13 protein-coding genes are annotated in these 20,511 nt (G+C 60.5%); 4 read left to right on the top strand and 9 right to left on the bottom strand.

What is annotated here, in order from left to right:
* Window positions 1-71 precede the first annotated feature (71 nt).
* On the bottom strand, window positions 72-2,069 hold the full coding sequence (locus ACZ3HH_RS11155; protein ID WP_465804553.1) for an alpha-1,4-glucan--maltose-1-phosphate maltosyltransferase: 1,998 nt from the start codon (window positions 2,067-2,069) through the stop codon (window positions 72-74).
* 276 nt (window positions 2,070-2,345) lie between these two features.
* On the opposite strand from ACZ3HH_RS11155, the gene ACZ3HH_RS11160 reads away from it, so the two are divergent.
* The 3 genes from ACZ3HH_RS11160 (at window position 2,346) to mapR (ending at window position 5,801) form a co-directional block, all read left to right on the top strand.
* Window positions 2,346-2,579: a DUF3203 family protein gene (locus ACZ3HH_RS11160; protein WP_465804555.1), complete on the top strand. Its 234-nt coding sequence runs from the start codon at window positions 2,346-2,348 to the stop codon at window positions 2,577-2,579.
* A 195-nt stretch (window positions 2,580-2,774) separates the two neighbouring features.
* A complete protein-coding gene (gene ccoG / locus ACZ3HH_RS11165) occupies window positions 2,775-4,205 on the top strand; it encodes a cytochrome c oxidase accessory protein CcoG (protein WP_465804557.1) in 1,431 nt (476 codons plus the stop codon).
* A 186-nt stretch (window positions 4,206-4,391) separates the two neighbouring features.
* Window positions 4,392-5,801, top strand: coding sequence for a GntR family transcriptional regulator MpaR (gene mapR / locus ACZ3HH_RS11170; protein ID WP_465804559.1), 1,410 nt, complete (start codon window positions 4,392-4,394; stop codon window positions 5,799-5,801).
* A gap of 149 nt (window positions 5,802-5,950) precedes the next feature.
* Here the strand turns inward: mapR and ACZ3HH_RS11175 are convergent, their stop codons facing one another.
* The 8 genes from ACZ3HH_RS11175 to ACZ3HH_RS11210 form a co-directional block, all read right to left on the bottom strand.
* Window positions 5,951-6,697, bottom strand: a complete 747-nt coding sequence (locus ACZ3HH_RS11175; protein WP_008069154.1) for an SDR family oxidoreductase — start codon at window positions 6,695-6,697, stop codon at window positions 5,951-5,953.
* A gap of 239 nt (window positions 6,698-6,936) precedes the next feature.
* Window positions 6,937-9,018, bottom strand: a complete 2,082-nt coding sequence (locus tag ACZ3HH_RS11180) for a putative bifunctional diguanylate cyclase/phosphodiesterase (protein ID WP_465804561.1) — start codon at window positions 9,016-9,018, stop codon at window positions 6,937-6,939.
* A gap of 367 nt (window positions 9,019-9,385) precedes the next feature.
* Window positions 9,386-10,867 carry an efflux transporter outer membrane subunit gene (locus ACZ3HH_RS11185; protein ID WP_465804563.1) on the bottom strand — a complete coding sequence of 494 codons (1,482 nt, stop codon included), beginning with the start codon at window positions 10,865-10,867 and terminating at the stop codon, window positions 9,386-9,388.
* A complete protein-coding gene (locus tag ACZ3HH_RS11190) occupies window positions 10,864-13,971 on the bottom strand; it encodes an efflux RND transporter permease subunit (protein WP_465804565.1) in 3,108 nt (1,035 codons plus the stop codon). The genes ACZ3HH_RS11185 and ACZ3HH_RS11190 overlap by 4 nt, the downstream gene beginning before the upstream one ends.
* Window positions 13,968-17,072, bottom strand: a complete 3,105-nt coding sequence (locus ACZ3HH_RS11195; protein WP_465804567.1) for an MdtB/MuxB family multidrug efflux RND transporter permease subunit — start codon at window positions 17,070-17,072, stop codon at window positions 13,968-13,970. Before ACZ3HH_RS11195 ends, ACZ3HH_RS11190 begins: the two co-directional genes overlap by 4 nt.
* Entirely contained in the window at window positions 17,069-18,385 is a 1,317-nt protein-coding gene (locus tag ACZ3HH_RS11200; protein WP_465804569.1) for an MdtA/MuxA family multidrug efflux RND transporter periplasmic adaptor subunit, read from the bottom strand. Before ACZ3HH_RS11200 ends, ACZ3HH_RS11195 begins: the two co-directional genes overlap by 4 nt.
* Window positions 18,386-18,553: 168 nt before the next feature.
* Complete coding sequence (tpx, locus tag ACZ3HH_RS11205) at window positions 18,554-19,054, bottom strand: thiol peroxidase (protein WP_414908139.1); 501 nt, start codon at window positions 19,052-19,054, stop codon at window positions 18,554-18,556.
* Between the two features lie 253 nt (window positions 19,055-19,307).
* A complete protein-coding gene (locus tag ACZ3HH_RS11210) occupies window positions 19,308-19,751 on the bottom strand; it encodes an SRPBCC family protein (RefSeq protein ID WP_465804571.1) in 444 nt (147 codons plus the stop codon).
* A gap of 186 nt (window positions 19,752-19,937) precedes the next feature.
* Between ACZ3HH_RS11210 and ACZ3HH_RS11215 the strand changes: the two genes are divergently transcribed.
* A complete protein-coding gene (locus tag ACZ3HH_RS11215; protein WP_201060324.1) occupies window positions 19,938-20,363 on the top strand; it encodes a YciI family protein in 426 nt (141 codons plus the stop codon).
* Window positions 20,364-20,511: the final 148 nt, after the last annotated feature.

Here is a 20,511-nt window from a genome sequence, read left to right on the forward strand (position 1 = left end):
ATTCACCGGGTTTGCGACTGCTTCGCAGCCGAGCGGGAGCAAGCTCCCTCGCCACAGGAAGCGCGGTGTATTCAAGAGGCGGATATCCTCCAAATCCCGAACGGTTGATGCCACGGTTCGATCCGCATGAACTGGTACTTGCCGTGCCAGGTCCAGCGGTGACCGTTCATCAAGTCTTCGCCGTGGGTGCTGGCATCGTCGGGCAGGCCCATTTCCCATAGCGGCAATTCGAAGTTCGCCTCTTGGGCGTGATGCGGATCGAGGCTGACCGCCACCAGAATGAAATTGCTGCCGTCGACGCTGCGTTTGCCGAAGTACAGAATGTTGTCGTTCCAGGCGTTGTAGACCTTCAGGCCCAGGTGCGTGTGCAACGCCGGGTTCTGGCGGCGGATGCGGTTGAGCTGGGCGATTTCGGCAATGATGTTGCCCGGCGCATTGAAGTCCCGGGGGCGGATCTCGTACTTCTCGGAATTGAGGTATTCCTCCCGGCCCGGCACCGGTGCCGCTTCACACAATTCAAAACCCGAATACATGCCCCACAGCCCGGAGCCCATGGTCGCCAGCGCGGCACGAATCAGAAAACCGGCGCGCCCGGATTCATGCAGGAACGCCGGGTTGATGTCCGGCGTGTTGACGAAAAAATTCGGCCGGTAGCATTCACGCCACGGCGATTCATTGAGTTCGGTTAAGTAGGTCGCCAGCTCGGTCTTGGTGTTGCGCCAGGTGAAATAGGTGTAGCTCTGGGAGTAACCGACCTTGCCCAGGCGCGCCATCATCGCCGGCGTGGTAAAGGCTTCGGCCAGGAAGATCACCTCGGGGTACAGCGCCCGCACATCGGCGATCATCCACTGCCAGAACGGCAACGGTTTGGTGTGAGGGTTATCGACGCGAAACAGCTTCACGCCCTCCTTGACCCAGCCCACGACGATATCGCGCAACTCGATCCACAGGCTGGGAATCGCGTCCACGGCATAGAAATCGACGTTGACGATGTCCTGGTATTTCTTCGGCGGGTTCTCGGCGTATTTGATCGTGCCGTCCGGCCGCCAGTTGAACCAGCCCGGGTGCTGTTTGAGCCACGGGTGATCCTGAGAACACTGAATCGCAAAGTCGAGAGCGATTTCCAGCCCATGCTCGGCAGCGGCCGCAACGAGCCGGCGAAAGTCCTCGCGAGTGCCCAGCTCCGAGTGAATCGCTTCATGCCCGCCCTCTTCGCTGCCGATGGCGTAAGGGCTGCCCGGATCGTCGGGGCCGGCGATCAACGAGTTGTTCGGGCCTTTGCGGTAGCGGCGGCCGATCGGGTGGATCGGCGTGAAATACAGCACGTCGAAGCCCATGTCCTGGATCATCGGCAGCCGCGAATGCACGTCGTTGAAGGTGCCGTGGCGGGCCGGGTCATCGGTGATCGAGCGCGGAAACAGTTCATACCAACTGGCGAACTGCGCCAGCGCTCGTTCTACGTCCACCGGGTATTCAGGGCTCAGGCTCAGGAAGGGGCGATGGTCGGCCTGGGCCATCAAGTCCGCGCTACGCTGGTGCAGAAACAAAGCGACCTGCTCGGTTTCGAGCAGACCGGACAATTCATGGTGCAACGCCGCCAGTTGTTCACTGAGCTGGCCTTCGGAACGTTCGGCGGCCTGCTGAACGTGAGCGCGCCCTTCCTGCAGCTCCAGGCTGACCGAGACGCCAGCGACGTGCTTTTTCTCCAGCTCATAACAAAAGCTGGCGAACTGATCGATCCAGGCTTCGAGGCAGAACACATAGCGACCCTGCTTCTCTACACGGAACTGGCCCTGCCAGCCGTTATTGCCCAGCTCGGCCATCACCTCGCTCTGCCAGGTTTCGTCGCCGTCGGCACGCCAGCGGATGCGCACAGCCAGTTTGTCGTGACCGTCGGCAAACACTTTGCTAGTCACCACCACGTCTTGATCAATCACGGCTTTAACGGCGAATTGCCCGCCATCGAGGATCGGCATGGTGTTTTCAATCACGATCCGCGGCAGCAGTAACGCCTGCGACAGCGGTATATGAGGGTTGTAGCTCAACTCTGTGGGTTTCTCAGCGGTCATCGAGCATCTCTCCTTACGCCCCAAGGACGCTCTTGTGCCTGGTCGTCGTTCACCCGAAGCGTGTCTGCCCCGAGATGAACTCACTTAAGTTCCGAACAGCAGGCGCCGGTAAAAGTTCAGAGGGATTTGCCAAGTCTTTCGGGGAATCAAATTCCCTGTGTACGGGTCAATCCACTTAAGCACGACTCGCGCCATCTGCCACTGATCGGTTGCACAGAACGATGACCGGAGGATGCGTCCTAACACTTCAGAACCCGCCGAAAAAAGGACGCCTCCATGACCGTGCGCATCGAAAACCAGGCTTGCTTCTTCATCACCCAAAACGGCGAAGAAATCCGTCTTTGCCCCGACGTGACCATCATCACCGACGGGGAAAAATCCATGTCGGCGGTCGACCTCGACGACCAGCGCATCTACATCACCGAAGCCGAAGCCGATGCATTGACCGTAGCAGGCGCAGTGGATGGGCGTCGGCATTTGAAGGCCACGGACAGTGATTCGGTGATTTGACTGACCCGCATCAACACACGCCGAAAACACCTGGCATGGGCGTTTGCGGCCAGCTGTTGCGGGTGCATCAGTTTGTCGCAGGCAGGCGCCAGAAACTCACCTGATCTGCTTTTTATTGATTTAGCTGAGTCTGTTATGCAAACAGATCGCTGGTCATAGTGCTCAGGCCTGATGGAGGCTGATGAGCGAAAGACCATGAGCGATAGAATCCCCGTCCGAACCGTTGAAAATGCCTCATTTATAAAAAGCAATGAGCCTTTGCGTCCAAAGATAAAGGCCAAATCCAGCGACAACCTGATCCACACCCGCAGCTTCACGGGCGTGTTCCGCACCCTGCGCATGAGTGGCGCGGGGGTTCTGTTTCTGCTGTTCTTCGGCACGGTGTGGCTGAACTGGGGTGGCCGCCAGGCGGTGCTCTGGGACCTTTCCGAAAGCAAATTCCACATCTTCGGCGCGACCTTCTGGCCACAGGACTTCATTCTGCTTTCGGCGCTGCTGATCATTGCCGCGTTCGGCCTGTTTGCGATCACCGTATTCGCAGGCCGTGTCTGGTGCGGTTACACCTGCCCGCAGAGTTCCTGGACCTGGATCTTCATGTGGTGCGAGAAGCTCACCGAAGGCGAGCGCAACCAGCGGATCAAGCTGCAAGCCGCGCCCTGGGGCCTGAACAAACTGATCCGCCGCTCGGCCAAACACACCCTGTGGCTCTCGATCAGCCTGCTCACTGGCCTGACCTTTGTCGGCTACTTCACACCGATCCGGCCACTGGCCGAAGAGCTGCTGACCTTGCAAATCGGCGGTGTCAGCCTGTTCTGGGTACTGTTCTTCACCGGGGCCACTTACATCAATGCCGGTTGGCTGCGCGAAGCGGTGTGCATGCACATGTGCCCGTATGCGCGATTCCAGAGCGTGATGTTCGACAAGGACACCCTGACCATTTCCTATGATGTGGCCCGCGGCGAAAACCGTGGCCCGCGCAAACGTGACGTCAAACCCACCGAGGTCGGACTGGGTGATTGCATCGATTGCCAATTGTGCGTGCAGGTCTGCCCGACCGGCATCGACATTCGCGACGGCTTGCAGATGGAATGCATCGGTTGCGCCGCGTGCATCGACGCCTGTGATTCGATCATGGACAAAATGGGCTACGCCCGTGGGCTGATCAGCTACACCTCGGAGCATGAATTGCAGGGTGGCAAGACCCACCTGCTGCGCCCTCGCTTGATCGGCTACAGCGCGGTGCTGCTGGTGATGATCGGCGCCCTCGTCCTGGCGCTGGTGGAGCGGCCGATGGTGTCGCTGGACGTGAGCAAGGACCGTGGCCTGTTCCGCGAGAACAGTGAAGGTCAGATCGAAAACATCTACAGCCTGAAGGTCATCAACAAGACCCAGCAACGTCAGGATTATCGATTGACGCTGGTCGACGGCGACGGCTTCCAGCTGCAAGGCAAGAGCGAACTGAGCCTGGCCCCCGGTGAGATCGTCGACGTGCCGGTGTCGGTGGCCATGACCACGGATCGCCCGAGCAGCAGCTCGCAGACCATCAGTTTCAAGGTTGTCGATAATGATGAACCGGACATCTACAGCGTGGCCAAGAGCCGGTTTGTTGCACCGATGAACCGTTGACCCTTTAAGATGCACTTCTCTGTCAGATGCAGTCCTCTGTCAGATGCTGTCTCTGTGGCGAGGGAGCTTGCTCCCGCTGGGGTGCGAAGCGCCCCCAAAAAATTTACGACTGCTGCGCAGCCGAGCGGGAGCAAGCTCCCTCGCCACAAAAGAGCACCCCATGAATAACTTCAAACCAGGCACTTGATGAAACGCTACGAAAAATTCGCCGACGACATCGCTGAACTGATCCGCTCCGGCGTCCTCGGTCCCGGCCAGCGGGTGCCATCGGTGCGCTACGCCAGCCAGACCTACGGCGTCAGCCCGTCCACCGTGTTCCAGGCCTATTACCTGCTCGAACGCCGCGGCCTGATCCGCGCCCGGCCGCGTTCCGGTTACTTCGTCAATGCGCATGCACCGAGCCCGTTCTCGGAGCCGGTGATCAGCAGCCAGGTCAACGAGTCCACCAAAGTCGACGTCAGTGAACTGGTGTTCTCGGTGCTGGACTCGATCAAGGATCCGAACACCGTGCCCTTCGGCTCGGCTTTCCCCAGCCCCACGCTGTTCCCGCTGCAACGGTTGTCCCGCTCGCTGATCAGTGCCGCCCGGGAAATGGAACCGAGCATGGTCGTCACTGACATGTCGCCAGGTAACCCGCAACTGCGTCGCCAAATCGCCCTGCGCTACATGGTCGGCGGGCTGATGTTGCCTATGGAAGAATTGCTGATCACCAGCGGCGCCCTCGAAGCGCTGAACCTGTGCCTGCAAGCAGTCACCGAACCCGGTGATCTGGTGGCCATCGAAGCCCCGGCGTTTTACGCCAGCCTGCAAGTGCTGGAACGCCTGAAGCTCAAAGCGGTGGAAATTCCCGTCCACCCGCGAGACGGCATCGACCTCGGCGTGCTCGCCCAGACCCTGGAACGGCATCCGATCAAGGCTTGCTGGTGCATGACCAGTTTCCAGAACCCGATGGGCGCGACCATGCCCGAAGCGAAAAAGCAGGAGTTGGTGGAGCTGTTGCGCAGCCATCAGGTGCCGCTGATCGAGGATGACGTCTACGCCGAGCTTTATTACGGCCAACAGGCGCCAAAACCGGCCAAGGCTTTCGATACTGAGGGTCTGGTGATGCATTGCGGCTCGTTCGCCAAGAGCCTGGCCCCCGGTTATCGCATCGGCTGGGTCGCCGCTGGGCGGTATGCGCAGAAAGTCGAACGCCTGAAGCTCATGACCTCACTCTGCGCTTCGATGCCCGCCCAGGCCGCCATCGCCGATTACCTGCAACACGGCGGCTACGACCGGCACCTGCGCAAACTGCGCTACGCCCTGGAAGAACAGCAAAGCGCCATGCTCGCCGCCATCGCCCGCTACTTCCCGGCCGAGACTCGCGTCAGCCAACCAGCCGGCGGCTATTTCCTGTGGCTGGAATTGCCGCCGCAGATGGATTCGTTGAAGTTGTTTCAGATGGCATTGGCGCAAGGGATCAGCATTGCACCGGGGCCGATCTTTTCACCGACCCAGCGGTTCAGGAATTGTATTCGACTGAATTATGGAAGCCCTTGGACCGAGGATTCGGAGAAGGCGATGGAAACGTTGGGGCGGATCGTGCGGTCGTTCTGAAGGTTTGATGTTGTCTGGGCTATCGCCTTCGCGGGCAAGCCCGCTCCCACAGTGGTCGGGGTGAACACAAAATTCATGAACACCAGCGATCCCTGTGGGAACGGGCTTGCCCGCGAAGAGGCCGGTACAGACACCGCAAGTTTTGAGGATTAACGCCCACCACCAAGATCAACAAACGTCCCCGTCGCATAAGAAGCCTTATCCGACAACAACCAGACAATCGCCTCCGCCACTTCATCCGGCCGGCCCCCCCGGGCCATGGGAATCGCCGATTCCAGCTTGCTGACCCGATCCGGATCGCCGCTCAATGCATGGAAATCGGTGTAGATGTAACCCGGTCGCACGGCGTTGACGCGAATTCCCTCACCCGCCACTTCCTTGGACAGACCGATGGTGAAGGTGTCCAGCGCGCCTTTGGACGCAGCGTAGTCGACATATTCGCTGGGGGCGCCCAAGCGGGCAGCGACCGACGACACATTGACGATGCTGCCGCCCTGCCCGCCATGCTTGGGCGACATGCGCAGGATCGCGTGTTTGGCGCAGAGGATCGGCGCCAGAACGTTGGTCTTGAGGATTTTCAGAATACGGAATTCGGACATTTCGTCGATCCGCGACTTTTGCCCGACAGTCCCCGCGTTATTCACCAGCGCCGTGACCCGACCGAGCTCGGTGTCTACGCGGTGGAACAGGCCAATCACTTCGTCTTCGATGCTGACATCGGCGCGCACGGCAATGGCCTGGGCGCCAAGTGCGCGTACTTGTTCCAGCACACTGTGCGCCGCCTGTTCGTCGGACTGATAGTTGATACAGATCCGATAGCCTTGTTCTGCGGCCAACAGGGCCGTGGCGGCGCCGATTCCGCGGCTGCCTCCGGTGATGACGATGACTTTGTCCATGCTGGCTTTCCCCCGTTTCAAGCGTAAGCAGTCGGGGCCAAGAATAACCGCCATTGCGCGGTTTTGCATGAACCTGCATCAATTCCAATGACACAAACCTGTGGCGAGGGAGCTTGCTCCCGCTGGAGTGCGCAGCGCTCCCAATCCAGGCCGCTGCGGTACATCAGGTAAATCGAGGTGTCTGATTTACGACTGCTACGCAGCCGAGCGGGAGCAAGCTCCCTCGCCACAGGGATCCATCAGCCAGTAGCCAATCGCTCCCCACGATGAATATCAGCCATGAAACGATCGGCAGGCAGCGGGTGCCCCAGCAGGTAACCCTGCAACGAATCGCAACCGAGTTGGGTCAGGAAGTCTTGCTGGACACCGGTTTCCACCCCTTCGGCCACAATCCGCAAGCCCAGCGCCTGGCCAAGGGCGACGATGGCCGAGACGATGGCTGCGTCATCGCTGTCGTGCTCCAGATCGCGGACGAAACCCCGATCAATCTTCAGTTCGTTGGCCGGCAGGCGCTTGAGGTACATCAAGCTCGAATAGCCGGTACCAAAGTCGTCGATGGACAGGTCAACGCCCATTTCCGAGAGTTCCTGCAGCACCGTCATGCTCGCATCGGCGTCGCTCATGGCGGTGGTTTCGGTGATTTCCAGGGTCAGGCTATTGGCCGGCAAATGGTGAGTGGCCAAGGCCTTGGCGACGCTCTGGACCAACCCGGCGTGGCAGAACTGCAAGGCCGAGAGGTTCACCGCGATGCGCCAGTCGGTGTAACCGAGCACGTACCACTCGCGCATCTGACGGCAAGCTTCGTTGAGTACCCACTCGCCGATCGGGATGATCAGCCCGGTCCTCTCCGCGAGGTCGATGAAACTGTCCGGCAACAGCATGCCTTGGGTCGGGTGTTCCCAGCGCAGCAGCGCCTCGGCACCTAGCGGTCGGCCATTGCCGGCATCAAACTTGGGTTGGTAATAGAGACTGAACTGCTGCTGATCGACGGCATTGCGCAGGTCTTGCAGCAATTGCAGCTGTTTGCGCGCGTTGCTGTTCATCGAGGCGTCGAAGAAGCGGTGGCCGTTTTTCCCGGCACCCTTGGCGTGGTACATCGCGGCGTCGGCGTTCATCAGCAACTCCTCGGCAGTGTGACCGTTGCCCGGATAGAGCGAGATGCCGACGCTGGCGGAAATCTGCAAGTCATGTTCCGCGACCCGGAACGAGCGCCCGATCAGCCCCACCTGTCGCGCCGCCAGGTTCAGCGCGTCATTCGGCTCGGTGAGTTGCACCAGCAGCACAAATTCATCGCCGCCGATCCGCGCCAGGGTGTCCTGGCTGCGCAAATCCTCGCGCAGGCGCAGGCCGACTTCACGCAGCAACTGGTCGCCCATGTGGTGCCCAAAAGCATCGTTAACCGGTTTGAAGCCGTCCAGATCAATGAACATCAACGCAAAACAGCCGCCCTGCTCCTGCACCCTCGACATTGCCTGATCGATACGATCGGCCAGTAACACTCGGTTCGGCAAACCGGTCAGGGTGTCGTGTAGCGCCAGTTGGGTGAGTTCGCGGTTGGCCTCGGTCAGTGATTGGGCGAGTTCCGCGGTGCGGGCCTCCAGACGGGCATCGAGGATCGAGGTCAGCAAGGCAATGCTCAACACCGCCAGGGTGGTGATCAGAACAAGATTGTCCAGGCCCTTGCCGTTCAGACCATCGACCGCCGCACCGCAGAAACTGCCGTCGGCAAAGCGCGCCGCAGCCATGCCGGTGTAGTGCATGCCGACGATGGCGATGCCCATGATCACCGCTGCACCGCCGCGAATCAGACGAACATACGGCGCGTGCTGGCGCAGGCGGAACGCGATCCATAACGCCGCGCCCGATGCACCGACGGCGATCAGCAGCGATGCGCTAAACAGTGCGGGGTCGTAATCAATGCCCGGCTGCATGCGCATGGCGGCCATGCCGGTGTAATGCATCGCACTGATGCCAGCGCCCATGACCAAGGCGCCGAACGCCAGTTGCCAGGCCGGCAGTTGTGGCTGGCTGACCAGCCACAGGGCAAAGCCGCAGGACAGGACTGCAATCAATAGGGACAGCGCCGTGAGGCTAACGTCGTAGCCCAGATCGATCGGCAATGTGAACGCGAGCATGCCGATGAAATGCATCGACCACACGCCGATCCCCATCGCAAAAGCGCCACCCGCCGTCCACAGATGCACCGCCCGGCCCTTGGCCGTGGTGATGCGACCAGTGAGGTCGAGCGCAGTATAAGAGGCAAGTATCGCCACACAGAGCGATATGAAAACCAGGGTAAGGGAATAACTACCGATGAGCATGGGACTTCTCGCGAACGCCCCCGCCGTGCTGTGTTAGTTCTCGGGGAGCAAAGCCGGCGATTGTACTGATTCCGCGGACGAACGCACTCACTAAGTAATCAAAAGGCCATCAAGATGATGAAACGTTTGTGTGGTCATTGCTCATGACTCGATCGCCAACAAATCATTGTGGCGAGGGAGCTTGCTCCCGCTCGGCTGCGCAGCAGTCGCAAACCGGCTGACGCGTTTTGTCTGAATGCACGCGTCAGCGTCTTTGGGACGGCTTCGCCGTCCAGCGGGAGCAAGCTCCCTCGCCACAACAACCCTCTCACCACAAAAGCCCTCGCCACAGTTCCCCACAGCAAGCCCCATCACCACAGGGGTTGCGCTACTCCTTGTCGCTCACCTGAAGCTGCCCGTCCCACCCGCCGCCCAGTGCGGCAATCAACTGGACGCTGGCGATCAAGCGGCTCTGCAACAAGCTCAGCACGTTGCGCTCGTTGCTCAACGCCGTGGCCTGAACCACCACCACATCCAGATAAGCAATGACCCCGGCCTTGTATTGATTCTGGGTCAACCGCAGGGATTCGCGGGCCGCGTCCAGGGCTTCCTGGCGCACCTTGGCTTCGTCTTCCAGCACCTTGAGCTGCACCAGATAGTTTTCCACTTCACGCAAGCCATCGAGCACGGTCTGGCGGTACTTGGCGACGGTCTCGTCATAGGCCGCTTCGCTGCGATCGACTTCCGCCGAGCGCTGCCCACCGTCGAACAGGGTCATGGCCAGTTGCGGGCCGACCGACCAGAAGCGGTTCGGCACGCTGATCCAGTTGTTAGAGGTGCTGCTGCTATAACCGCCGTTCAGGCTCAGGGTCAGGTCCGGGTAGTAGGCCGCTTTGGCCACGCCGATGTTGGCGTTGGCGGCCATTACCGAGCGCTCGGCGGAGGCGATATCCGGGCGGCGTTCCAGCAATTGCGAAGGCAGGCTCAGCGGTACCTGCGGCAATGCCGGGATGTCTTGGGTTTCAGCCAGGCTGAACTCGGCCGGCGGCAGACCAATCAGTACAGCGATGGCGTTCTCGAACTGCGCGCGCTGCCAGATCAGGTCGACCATTTCTGCCTGGGTGGTTTTGAGCTGAGTGGTGGCCTGGGCCACCGCGTCCTTGCCGGAGACACCGGCTCGGTACTGGTTTTCGGTCATTTTCAGCGAGCGCTGATAGGCCTCGACTGTCGCCTCCAAAAGACGTTTCTGTTCGTCGATCACGCGAAGTTGCAGATAGTTCTGCACCAACTCCGATTGCTGGCTCAGGCGCATCGCCGCCAGATCGGCAAAACTCGCCTCGGCGTTGGCCGTGTCGGCTTCCAGGCCTCGGCGCAATTTGCCCCAGACGTCCGCTTCCCAACTGACACCGGCCTGCGCGGTGTACGTGTCGCGAATACCGCTGGAGGAACTGCTCAGGCTCGAACTGCTGCTACCGGTGCCTTGGCTGGAACGGGTTTTCCCGACGGTCAGGTCCACCGTCGGGAAAAACGCACCCCGGGCACTGCGCACCAAGGCCTGAGCCTGGCGGTACTGGGCTTCGGACTGGGCGACGGTCTGGTTGGCGCTGTTGAGTTTTTCGATCAGTCCATTGAGTTGCTGATCGCCATACAGCTCCCACCAGGCACCACGCGCCAGAGAGTCGCTGGGGTTGGCCTGACGCCAGCCAGCCGCTTCTTTGTACTGTGCCGGCGCGGCGGCTTGCGGGCGCTGATAATCCGGGCCGATGGCGCAAGCGCTGAGCATTGCCACGCACAGCGCCAGGCTCAGCAAACGCGAGCCTCGGACCGTGATCAGCGGTGCAACCAGGTTGATAAGCGAACGGTCAGTCATAGCGGAGTTTCCAGAGCAGCATCGGTACGCACCCCACGCCAGTGATTGAAGCGATGGCGCAGTTTGTCGAGATAGAGGTAAACCACCGGGGTGGTGTAAAGAGTCAGCACCTGGCTGAAGACCAGCCCACCGATGATGGTCAGGCCCAGCGGCTGACGCATTTCAGCACCCTCGGCACGACTCAGCAGCAACGGCAAGGCGCCTAGAATCGCCGCCAGGGTGGTCATCAAAATCGGTCGCAAACGTTGCAGACAGGCGCTGCGGATCGACTCCAGCGGTTCCATGCCTTGATGCCGTTCCAGTTGCAGCGCCAGGTCGATCATCAGAATGGCGTTTTTCTTCACCACGCCGATCAGCAGGAACAGCCCAAGCAAGGAGATCAGGCTGAACTCACCGCCCAGCACATAGATCGACAGCAGCGCCCCGACCCCGGCCGACGGCAAGGTCGAGAGAATGGTCAGCGGATGGATATAGCTCTCATACAACACGCCCAGCACCAGATACACCGCCACCAGCGCGCCGAGAATCATCCACGGCTGGCTCTTCTGAGCGGCGGCAAACGCATCGGCGGTACCGGCCATTTTCGCGATGACGTCTTCCGGCAAACCGACCTTGGCAATCGCCCGCTCGATGGCCGCCGAGCCCTGCTCCACCGTCACGCCTTCGGCCATGTCGAAAGCGATGCTTTCCGACGCGAACTGGCCTTCGTGGCTGACCCGGTCGTCTTCCAGGCTGTTTTCATAGTGAGCGATGGTCGACAGCGGAATCCGCGCCCCGTCAGCAGTGATCACTTTGACCTGATTCAGGGTGATCGGGTCCTGGGCGTATTTCGGGTTGACCTCCATCACCACCTGATATTGGTTGAGGCTGTCGTAGATCGTTGAAATCTGCCGCTGGCTGTAGGCGTTGTTCAACACCGCGGTGACCATGTCCATGTCGACGCCCAGACGCTTGGCCTGATCGCGATCGACGATCAGGGTCACTTGCTGGGCGCCACGGCCTTCGCGCGCATCAATCGCCGTCAGTTCCGGCAGCGCCTTGAGCGCGGTGACGACTTTCGGATACCACTCACGCAACGCGCCGAGATCGCCGCTTTGCAGGATGTAGGAATATTGCGAGGAGGTCTGCTCGCGGCCACCGCCAAATTGCAGGTCCTGATCGGCCATCAGCATCAATTGCGCACCGGGCACCTTGGGCATTTCCTTGCGCAGGCGTTCGATGACTTTCTGCGCAGACAGGTTGCGTTCCTTGATCGGCTTCAGCCGCACCAGCATGAAGGCGTTGTTGGTGCCGTTGTTGCCCCCGATGAACCCGGCGACGCTTTGTACCGCCTCGTCCTTGAGCACGGCGCGGCGGAAGATTTCCATCTTCGGCTGCATCACGCTGAACGACAGGCCGTCGTCACCACGCACAAAACCGATCAATTGACCAGTGTCCTGCTGGGGTAAAAATGTTTTAGGAACAACGACATACAGCGCAATATTCACGCCAATCGTCACGAACAGACTGAGCAAAGTCAGCCGACGGTGGCGCAACACCCAGTCGAGGCTGGTGGCGTATTTACCGACCATCCACTCGTTGGTCCGCTGGCTCCAGCGCTGCAGGCGGTTTTCCTGCCCCGGCGTATGCGGCTTGAGCCAGCGGGCGCAGAGCATCGGCGTCAGTGTCAGCGACACCAGCAACGACACCACAATGGCGGCCGCCAGGGTGATCGAAAACTCGCGGAACAGGCTTTCGATGATCCCGCCCATGAACAGGATCGACAGGAACACCGCCACCAGCGAAACGTTCATCGACAGCAGCGTGAAACCGACTTCCTGGGCCCCAAGGTACGCAGCCTTCATCGGCGGCACGCCCTTGTCGATGTGTCGGGAAATGTTCTCCAGCACCACGATGGCGTCGTCCACCACCAGCCCGGTGGCCAGGATCAGCGCCATCAGCGACAGGTTGTTCAGGGAGAACCCGTAGAGGTACATGACCGCAAACGTGCCCACCAGCGACACCGGCACCGCCAGGGTTGGAATCAGCGAGGCACGGAAGTTACCGAGGAACAGGAACACCACCAGAATCACCAATGCCACGGCAACCAGCAAAGTCATTTCCGCTTCGTGCAGAGTGGCCTTGATCACCGGCGAACGGTCCATCGCCAGGTTCAGTTTGACGCTGGCCGGCAACACGGCTTGCAACGCCGGCAGTTGCGCCTTGATCTCGTTGACCGTCTCGATGATGTTGGCGCCGGCCTGGCGGTTGATCACCAGCAACACCGCCGCATCGTCGTTGAAGAACCCGCTGTTGTAACGGTCCTCGACGCCGTCGCTGACCTTGGCCACATCCTTCAGGCGCAGGGCCGCGCCGTCCGCGTAGTGAATGATCAGCGACTCGTAATCCTTGGCCTTTTCCAGTTGATCGTTGGCCTGCACCTGCCACAGCCGCTGGCCGTCTTCGACCGAGCCCTTGGGCCGGCGCACGTTGGCATTGGCGATGGTGTTGCGCACGTCGTCCAGCGCCACGCCGTATTGGTTGAGCGCTTGGGGTTCGAGTTCGATGCGCACCGCTGGCAACGAGCTGCCACCGATCTGCACTTCACCCACGCCCTGCACCTGCGACAGGCTCTGGGACAAAATGGTCGAGGCCAAGTCATAGAGCTGGCCTTTTTCCAGCACATCCGAGGTCAGCGACAACACCATGATCGGCGCCTGGGACGGGTTGACCTTCTTGTAGGTGGGCATGCTGCGCATGCCGCTCGGCAGCAAGTTGCGCGAGGCGTTGATCGCCGCCTGCACTTCCCGCGCCGCGCCGTTGATGTCGCGGTCCAGGTCGAACTGCAGAATCACCCGCGTCGAGCCTTGGCTGGAACGGCTACTCATGGTGTTGACCCCGGCGATGGCGCCGAAGGAACGCTCAAGCGGCGTGGCCACGGTCGAGGCCATGACCTCAGGGCTTGCGCCGGGCAAACTGGCCTGAACCACGATCACCGGGAAGTCCATCTGCGGCAGCGGCGATACCGGCAACAGGCCGAAGCTCACGCCGCCCAGCAGAATGATCGCCAGGCTCAACAACATCGTTGCGACCGGGCGCTTGATGAAAGGTCCGGACAGGTTCATGGCTGTTCTACCGGTTCCACGGACTCGGACTTACGGCCCCAGCGCCGCCCGAGGCGGTCGAAGTACAAGTAGATGACAGGCGTGGTAAACAGCGTCAGCACCTGACTCACCAGCAAGCCACCGACCATCACCAGACCCAAAGGCTGGCGCAATTCCGCGCCGGAACCGGTGGCCAGCATCAACGGTACCGCGCCGAACAACGCCGCCAACGTGGTCATCAGAATCGGCCGGAAGCGCAGCAGCGCTGCCTGATAGATGGCGGTTTGCGGGTCCATGCCTTGGTTACGTTCCGCCTCGAGGGCGAAGTCGATCATCATGATCGCGTTCTTTTTCACGATACCGATCAGCAGGATGATGCCGATGATCGCGATCATCCCCAGGTCATTGCCGCTCAACAGCAACGCCAGCAAGGCGCCGACCGCCGCCGAGGGCAAGGTCGAGAGAATGGTGATCGGGTGAATGTAACTCTCGTAGAGCACGCCGAGCACGATGTACATGGTCACCACCGCCGCCAGAATCAGCAGCAAAGTGCTCGACAGCGACGCCTGGAACGCTTCGGCCGCGCCCTGGAACTGAGTCTGCACGCCAATCGGCATGCCGATGTCTTTCTGCACCTGATCGATGATCTGCACCGCATGCCCCAACGCCACGCCGGGCGCCAGGTTGAAGGACATCATCACCGCCGGGAACTGGCCGATGTGGGTGATCGCCAGTTGCGCCTGACGCTCCTCGACATGCGCCAGGCTGGCCAGGCGCACCTGACCGCCATCGGTGGTCTTGACGTGAATCTGGTTCAGCGCATCCGGGCCGATCTTCTCGCCGGACTGCGATTGCAGCACCACGCGGTATTGGCTGGCCTGGGTGTAAATGGTGGAAATCTGCCGCTGACCGAAAGCGTCATACAGCGCATCGGTGATATTCGACACCGATACGCCGACCCGCGACGCCGCATCACGGTCGATCACCAGATACACCTGCAAGCCCTTGTCCTGCAAATCGCTGGCGACGTCGGTCAACTCCGGCCGTTGCGCCAGGGCTTCCACCAGACGCCCGCTCCACAGGCTGAGCAACTCGGAATCCGGCGAGGACATGCTGAACTGGTACTGCGTGCGGCTGACACGATCTTCGATAGTCAAGTCTTGCACCGGCTGCATGAACAGGCGAATGCCGATCAGCTTGTCCAGCTCCGGTTGCAGGCGCGCGATCACTTCGGTGGCGCTCAGGTCGCGATTGCTGTGGGATTTGAGGTTGATCAGCAATCGGCCGCTGTTCAGCGTCGAGTTGTCACCGTCGACTCCGATGTAGGACGACAGGCTCTCGACCGCCGGATCGGCCAGAATCACCTTGGCCAGTGCCTGCTGACGCTCGCTCATCGCCGTAAAGGAAATCGACTGCGGTGCCTCGGAAATCCCCTGGATCACCCCGGTGTCCTGCACCGGGAAGAACCCCTTGGGCACCACCATGTACAGGAACACGGTCAATGCCAGCGTGCCGATGGCGACCATCAGGGTCAGCGGTTGGTGCTTGAGAACCCACTTTAACTTGCGCCCGTAAGCCGCGATCATCCAATCAATTGCGGCGCCACTGGAGCGGTAGAACCGGCCCTGCTCTGCTTCCTTGGGCTCACGCTTGAGCAGCCGCGCGCACATCATTGGCGTCAGGGTCAGGGAGACGACAAGGGAAATCAGGATCGCTACCGCCAGGGTGATCGCGAACTCACGGAACAAGCGCCCTACCACGTCGGCCATGAACAGCAGCGGAATCAGTACCGCAATCAGCGACAACGTCAGGGAAATCAGGGTGAAACCAATCTGCTTGGCGCCCTTGAGCGCCGCTTGCAGCGGACTGTCACCCTCTTCGATAAATCGGGAAATGTTCTCCAGCATGACGATCGCATCGTCCACCACGAAACCGGTGGCGATGGTCAGCGCCATCAGGGTCAGGTTATTGACCGAAAATCCTGCGAGGTACATCACGCCGAAGGTGCCAATCAACGACAGCGGCACGGCCACCGACGGAATGATCGTGGCGCTGGCCCGCCGCAGGAACAGGAACGTGACCATCACCACCAGCGCGATGGCGATCAGCAGTTCGTGTTGCACATCGGTGACCGAGGCGCGGATGGTCTGGGTGCGGTCGGTCAGCACAGTGACTTCGAGACCGGCCGGCAGGTTATCGGTGATGCTTGGCAGCAAGGCCTTGATCCGGTCGACCACTTCGATGACGTTGGCGCCGGGCTGGCGCTGGATGTTCAGCAGCACCGCCTGATTTTCATTGGCCCACGCTGCCAGGCGTTCGTTCTCGGCACCGTCGACGATCTCTGCCACGTCCTTGAGCCGCAACGGCGCGCCGTTGCTGTAGGCGAGGATCAGGTTGGCGTAGTCCTTGGGTGACGTCAGTTGGTCGTTGGCGTCGAGCATCGACACCCGGGTCGGGCCGTCGAAGTTGCCCTTGGGCTGATTGACGTTAGAGGCGCCGATCAGAGTGCGCACGTCCGACAGGTTCAGGCCGTTGGCCGCCAAGGCCTCCGGGTTGACCTTGATGCGCACCGCCTGACGCTGGCCGCCGGCAATGCTGACCATGCCGACGCCGCTGATCTGGGCAATTTTCTGCGCCATGCGCGTGTCGACCAAATCATTTAGTTTGGGCAACAGCATGGTTTTCGAGGTGATGGCGAGGGTCAGCACCGGGGTGTCCGCCGGGTTGACCTTGTTGTACACCGGCGGTGCCGGCAGGTCTTTGGGCAGCAAATTGGTCGCGGCGTTGATCGCGGCCTGCACCTGCTGCTCGGCGACGTCCATGTTGATGTCGAGGCTGAAACGCAGCGTCAGCACCGAGGCGCCGCCGGAACTGGTCGAGGCCATCTGGGTCAGGCCGGGCATCTGCCCGAACTGACGCTCCAGTGGCGCAGTCACGGCACTGGTCATGACATCCGGGCTGGCGCCGGGATAGAGCGTCATGACGCGAATGGTCGGGTAGTCCACCTGGGGCAATGCCGACACCGGCAGCAGCCGATAAGCGATCACGCCGGCCAGAATAATCGCCAGCATGCTCAGGGTCGTGGCGACCGGGCGAAGGATGAACAGCCGCGAGATGTTCATGCGCCGCCCTTTTTCGCCTTGTCGGTGGACGCCGGGTCAGCCGGGGTCGCCGCCGATTTGCCTTGCAGGTGTTCGGTCGGGGTTGTCGGCACATCCTTGCTGTCGTTGACGACCTCCACTTCGCTGCCTTCTTTCAGGCGGTCGGTGCCTTCCAGTACCACCCGATCGCCAGCGGCCAGGCCTTCGGTGATCACCGTGTTGTCACCGTCACTGGCGCCGACTTTCAACTGGCGGATGGTGACCTTCTTGTCGCCGTCCATGGCATAGACGAACGTGCCGTTGGTGCCGAACTGGATCGCCGCCGAGGGCGCAAGCACCACGCCTTTGAGGGTGTCGGCCAGCAAGTGGACGTTGACGAATTGATTAGGGAACAGCGCTTGATCACGGTTCTCGTAACGGGCCTTGAATTTCAGAGTGCCGGTGGTGACGTCAATCTGGTTGTCCAGGCTCTGCAACACGCCAGTGGCCTGCAATTGGGTATCGCCACGATCCCAGGCTTCGGCGGGCAGCTTGGCGCCGTTACGATAGCGGGTCAGTACGGTCTCCAGGCTGTTTTCCGGCAAGGTGAACGCCACGCTGATTGGTTGAGTCTGGGTGATGATCACCAGCGCCGTGGTGTCGTTTGCCGCCACAAGATTGCCGACATCCAGTTGACGCAGGCCCACGCGCCCGGCGATTGGGGCGCGAATTTTGGTGAATTCCAGATTGAGCTTGGCGTCGTTGACTGCTGCCTGATTGGTCTTGACCGTGCCCAGGTACTGGCCGACCAATGCTTCGGCCGTATCCAGGGTTTGCTTGGCGATACTGTCTTCGCGATACAGGCCGCGATAGCGCTCGACATCGACCTGAGCGTTTTTCAGTTGCGCCTGATTCTGCAGCAAGGTGCCTTCGGCCTGGAGCAAGGCGTTCTGGTAAGGACGCGGGTCGATCTCGGCGAGCAGGTCGCCCGCCTTGACCATTTGCCCTTCTTCGAATGAAATCTTGATCAATTCACCGCCAACGCGACTGCGCACGTTAATGGTGTTCAGCGCGGTCACGGTGCCCAGCGCCTTGTAATACAGCGGGAAATCGCCTTTAACCGCTGGCGCCACGCGCACCGGCACCGGCCCGCTCGCCCCACCGAACCCCGGACGCATCCCCCCCGACCGACCTGTATGCCCGGCAACGGCTTTCTGCCCTGCGCCCTCCTTCGGGCTGCTGCCTGCGGGCCAGAATTTCCAGCACAGGCCAGCGATGACCAACAGGACAAGCAGGCCGAACAGCCAGCGACGAGGATTGCGGGAAGCGGAGGATTGCATGGAATGATCAACCATTGGGCGCGTGAGCTTCTTTCTACGGGAGGCTGAACGATAAGCACTGGCGGATATTAAGCAAAGCGCCTTTACCGGCAATTTACCTTTGGCTTACGTAACAGGAGGTTAGGGGACACAAATGAAAACGGCCTGGGCAGGGCCAGGCCGTTAACAATTATCAAACTTCGCTTATTTCAGAACGGCGAGCGCTGCTTCGTAGTTCGGTTCTTGACCGATTTCGCTAACCAGTTCGCTGTGCAGGACCTTGTCGTTTTCGTCCAGCACCACGACGGCGCGGGCGGTCAGGCCTTTGAGTGGGCCATCGGCAATCGCCACGCCGTAGTTCTCGATGAACTCGGCACCGCGCAGGGTCGACAGGTTCTGCACGTTTTCCAGGCCTTCGGCGCCGCAGAAGCGGGCTTGGGCGAACGGCAGGTCAGCGGAGATGCACAATACGACGGTGTTGGCGACATCATTGGCCTGGGCGTTGAACTTGCGCACGGAGGTGGCGCAGGTCGGGGTGTCGATGCTTGGGAAGATGTTCAGCACTTTGCGCTTGCCGGCGAAGCTCGCCAGGGTCACATCAGACAGATTGCCGGCAACCAGGGAAAAGGCTGGCGCCTTGGAACCGGCTTGTGGCAATTGGCCATTGACTTGAACCGGGTTGCCTTTAAGAGTGACTTGAGCCATGAACGGAGTCCTTCTGAACGTTGATGTAAAGAGTTTTGACGAGGCCGAAGTTAACCACGAAATGGCCTGACGACCTATGCAAAAACACAAATTGTCATGAGTCGTGGGGAGGCAAACCTACAATCCCGCAAACGACACAAAACCCTGTGGGAGCGAGCTTGCTCGCGATTACGGTGTGTCAGCCAGCTCATTACTGAATGTCAAACCGCTATCGCGAGCAAGCTCGCTCCCACAGGACCTCATACAGGCTGACTCAGCCCAGCAAACGCAGCATATTGCGGTGCCGCGCTTCGAAAATCCGCCGCATGTAGGCATTGACCACCAGCCATTCCAACGGCGCGCCACCCATGGCCGCATAGGTCACACGGTCGGTGTACAGCGTACCGCCCTCACCCGCTGCCACCCGATGTTCATGACGAAAGGCAGCCATCGGGCCCTTGAGCATTTCATCGATGAAATGGTGCTCACCCACCTCGCGGATCACCACCGTCCAGTTCGACGGGATCAGGTTGAACATCCAGTGCCGAAAGCGAAACTGTCGACCGGCTTCGATGCGCAGGTTGTTCAGATCGATATCGCCCAGCGGCGTGACCCGTTCCGGGAAAATCTTCGGGAAATTGACGCCTTCCAGGCAGAAGTCGAGCACTTGCCGGGGCGTGCGGTTGGGGATCAGGGTGGTGAGTTCCAGAACGGGCATGAATGATGGCATCCCATCGGCCAGGGGATTCGCAGACTACCATCACGCTAAAATCCTACCTATCCCCCCTGCCGGGATACGGGGTAGCAGAAGGTTTGTAGCGATTTTCCTTTGGCCGCTTTGTCGATTTAGCTCATGGCCAATCGACTAGACAATGAGTCATTCAAATCCAGCGGAGACAAGACCATGCGATTCATGATCATTGTGAAAGCCAGCCCGGATTCCGAGGCCGGTGTGATGCCCAGCGAAGAACTGATGACCGCGATGGGCAATTTCAACGAGGAACTGGCCAAGGCCGGCATCCTCATCGATTGCGATGGCCTGCAGCCCAGCAGCAAAGGCGCCCGTGTGCGTTTCTCGGGTGACCAGCGCACGGTGATCGACGGCCCGTTCGCCGCAACCAAAGAGCTGATCGCCGGCTATTGGCTGTGGCAGGTGAAGTCGAAAGAGGAAGCGATCGAGTGGGTCAAGCGCTGCCCTAACCCGATGCCGGGTACAGAGGCCGAGATCGAGATTCGCCAAGTGTACGAGGCCGAAGACTTCGGTGCCGAATTCACACCGCAGTTGCGCGAGCAGGAAGAACGAGTGCGTGCGCAGGCGAAGAAGCACTGAAGCGCACCTGATGCACCTACGCGAGATATCGGGTTTGTGGGGGGGGGGTAGTGGTGGTACCGGGAGACCGCTTCTCGCGAGCAAGCCCGTCCCACATTTGATCTCTGGTGTACACAGAATATGTGACTACAACAGATCCAGTGTGGGT

This window comes from Pseudomonas sp. PME37.24/025 (assembly GCF_055556615.1).

Coding starts and splice junctions, on each gene's coding strand:
- ACZ3HH_RS11155 (WP_465804553.1), bottom strand. CDS start 2,069: ATGACCGCTGAGAAACCCACAGAGTTGAGCTACAACCCTCATATACCG.
- ACZ3HH_RS11160 (WP_465804555.1), top strand. CDS start 2,346: ATGACCGTGCGCATCGAAAACCAGGCTTGCTTCTTCATCACCCAAAAC.
- ccoG (WP_465804557.1), top strand. CDS start 2,775: ATGAGCGATAGAATCCCCGTCCGAACCGTTGAAAATGCCTCATTTATA.
- mapR (WP_465804559.1), top strand. CDS start 4,392: ATGAAACGCTACGAAAAATTCGCCGACGACATCGCTGAACTGATCCGC.
- ACZ3HH_RS11175 (WP_008069154.1), bottom strand. CDS start 6,697: ATGGACAAAGTCATCGTCATCACCGGAGGCAGCCGCGGAATCGGCGCC.
- ACZ3HH_RS11180 (WP_465804561.1), bottom strand. CDS start 9,018: ATGCTCATCGGTAGTTATTCCCTTACCCTGGTTTTCATATCGCTCTGT.
- ACZ3HH_RS11185 (WP_465804563.1), bottom strand. CDS start 10,867: ATGACTGACCGTTCGCTTATCAACCTGGTTGCACCGCTGATCACGGTC.
- ACZ3HH_RS11190 (WP_465804565.1), bottom strand. CDS start 13,971: ATGAACCTGTCCGGACCTTTCATCAAGCGCCCGGTCGCAACGATGTTG.
- ACZ3HH_RS11195 (WP_465804567.1), bottom strand. CDS start 17,072: ATGAACATCTCGCGGCTGTTCATCCTTCGCCCGGTCGCCACGACCCTG.
- ACZ3HH_RS11200 (WP_465804569.1), bottom strand. CDS start 18,385: ATGGTTGATCATTCCATGCAATCCTCCGCTTCCCGCAATCCTCGTCGC.
- tpx (WP_414908139.1), bottom strand. CDS start 19,054: ATGGCTCAAGTCACTCTTAAAGGCAACCCGGTTCAAGTCAATGGCCAA.
- ACZ3HH_RS11210 (WP_465804571.1), bottom strand. CDS start 19,751: ATGCCCGTTCTGGAACTCACCACCCTGATCCCCAACCGCACGCCCCGG.
- ACZ3HH_RS11215 (WP_201060324.1), top strand. CDS start 19,938: ATGCGATTCATGATCATTGTGAAAGCCAGCCCGGATTCCGAGGCCGGT.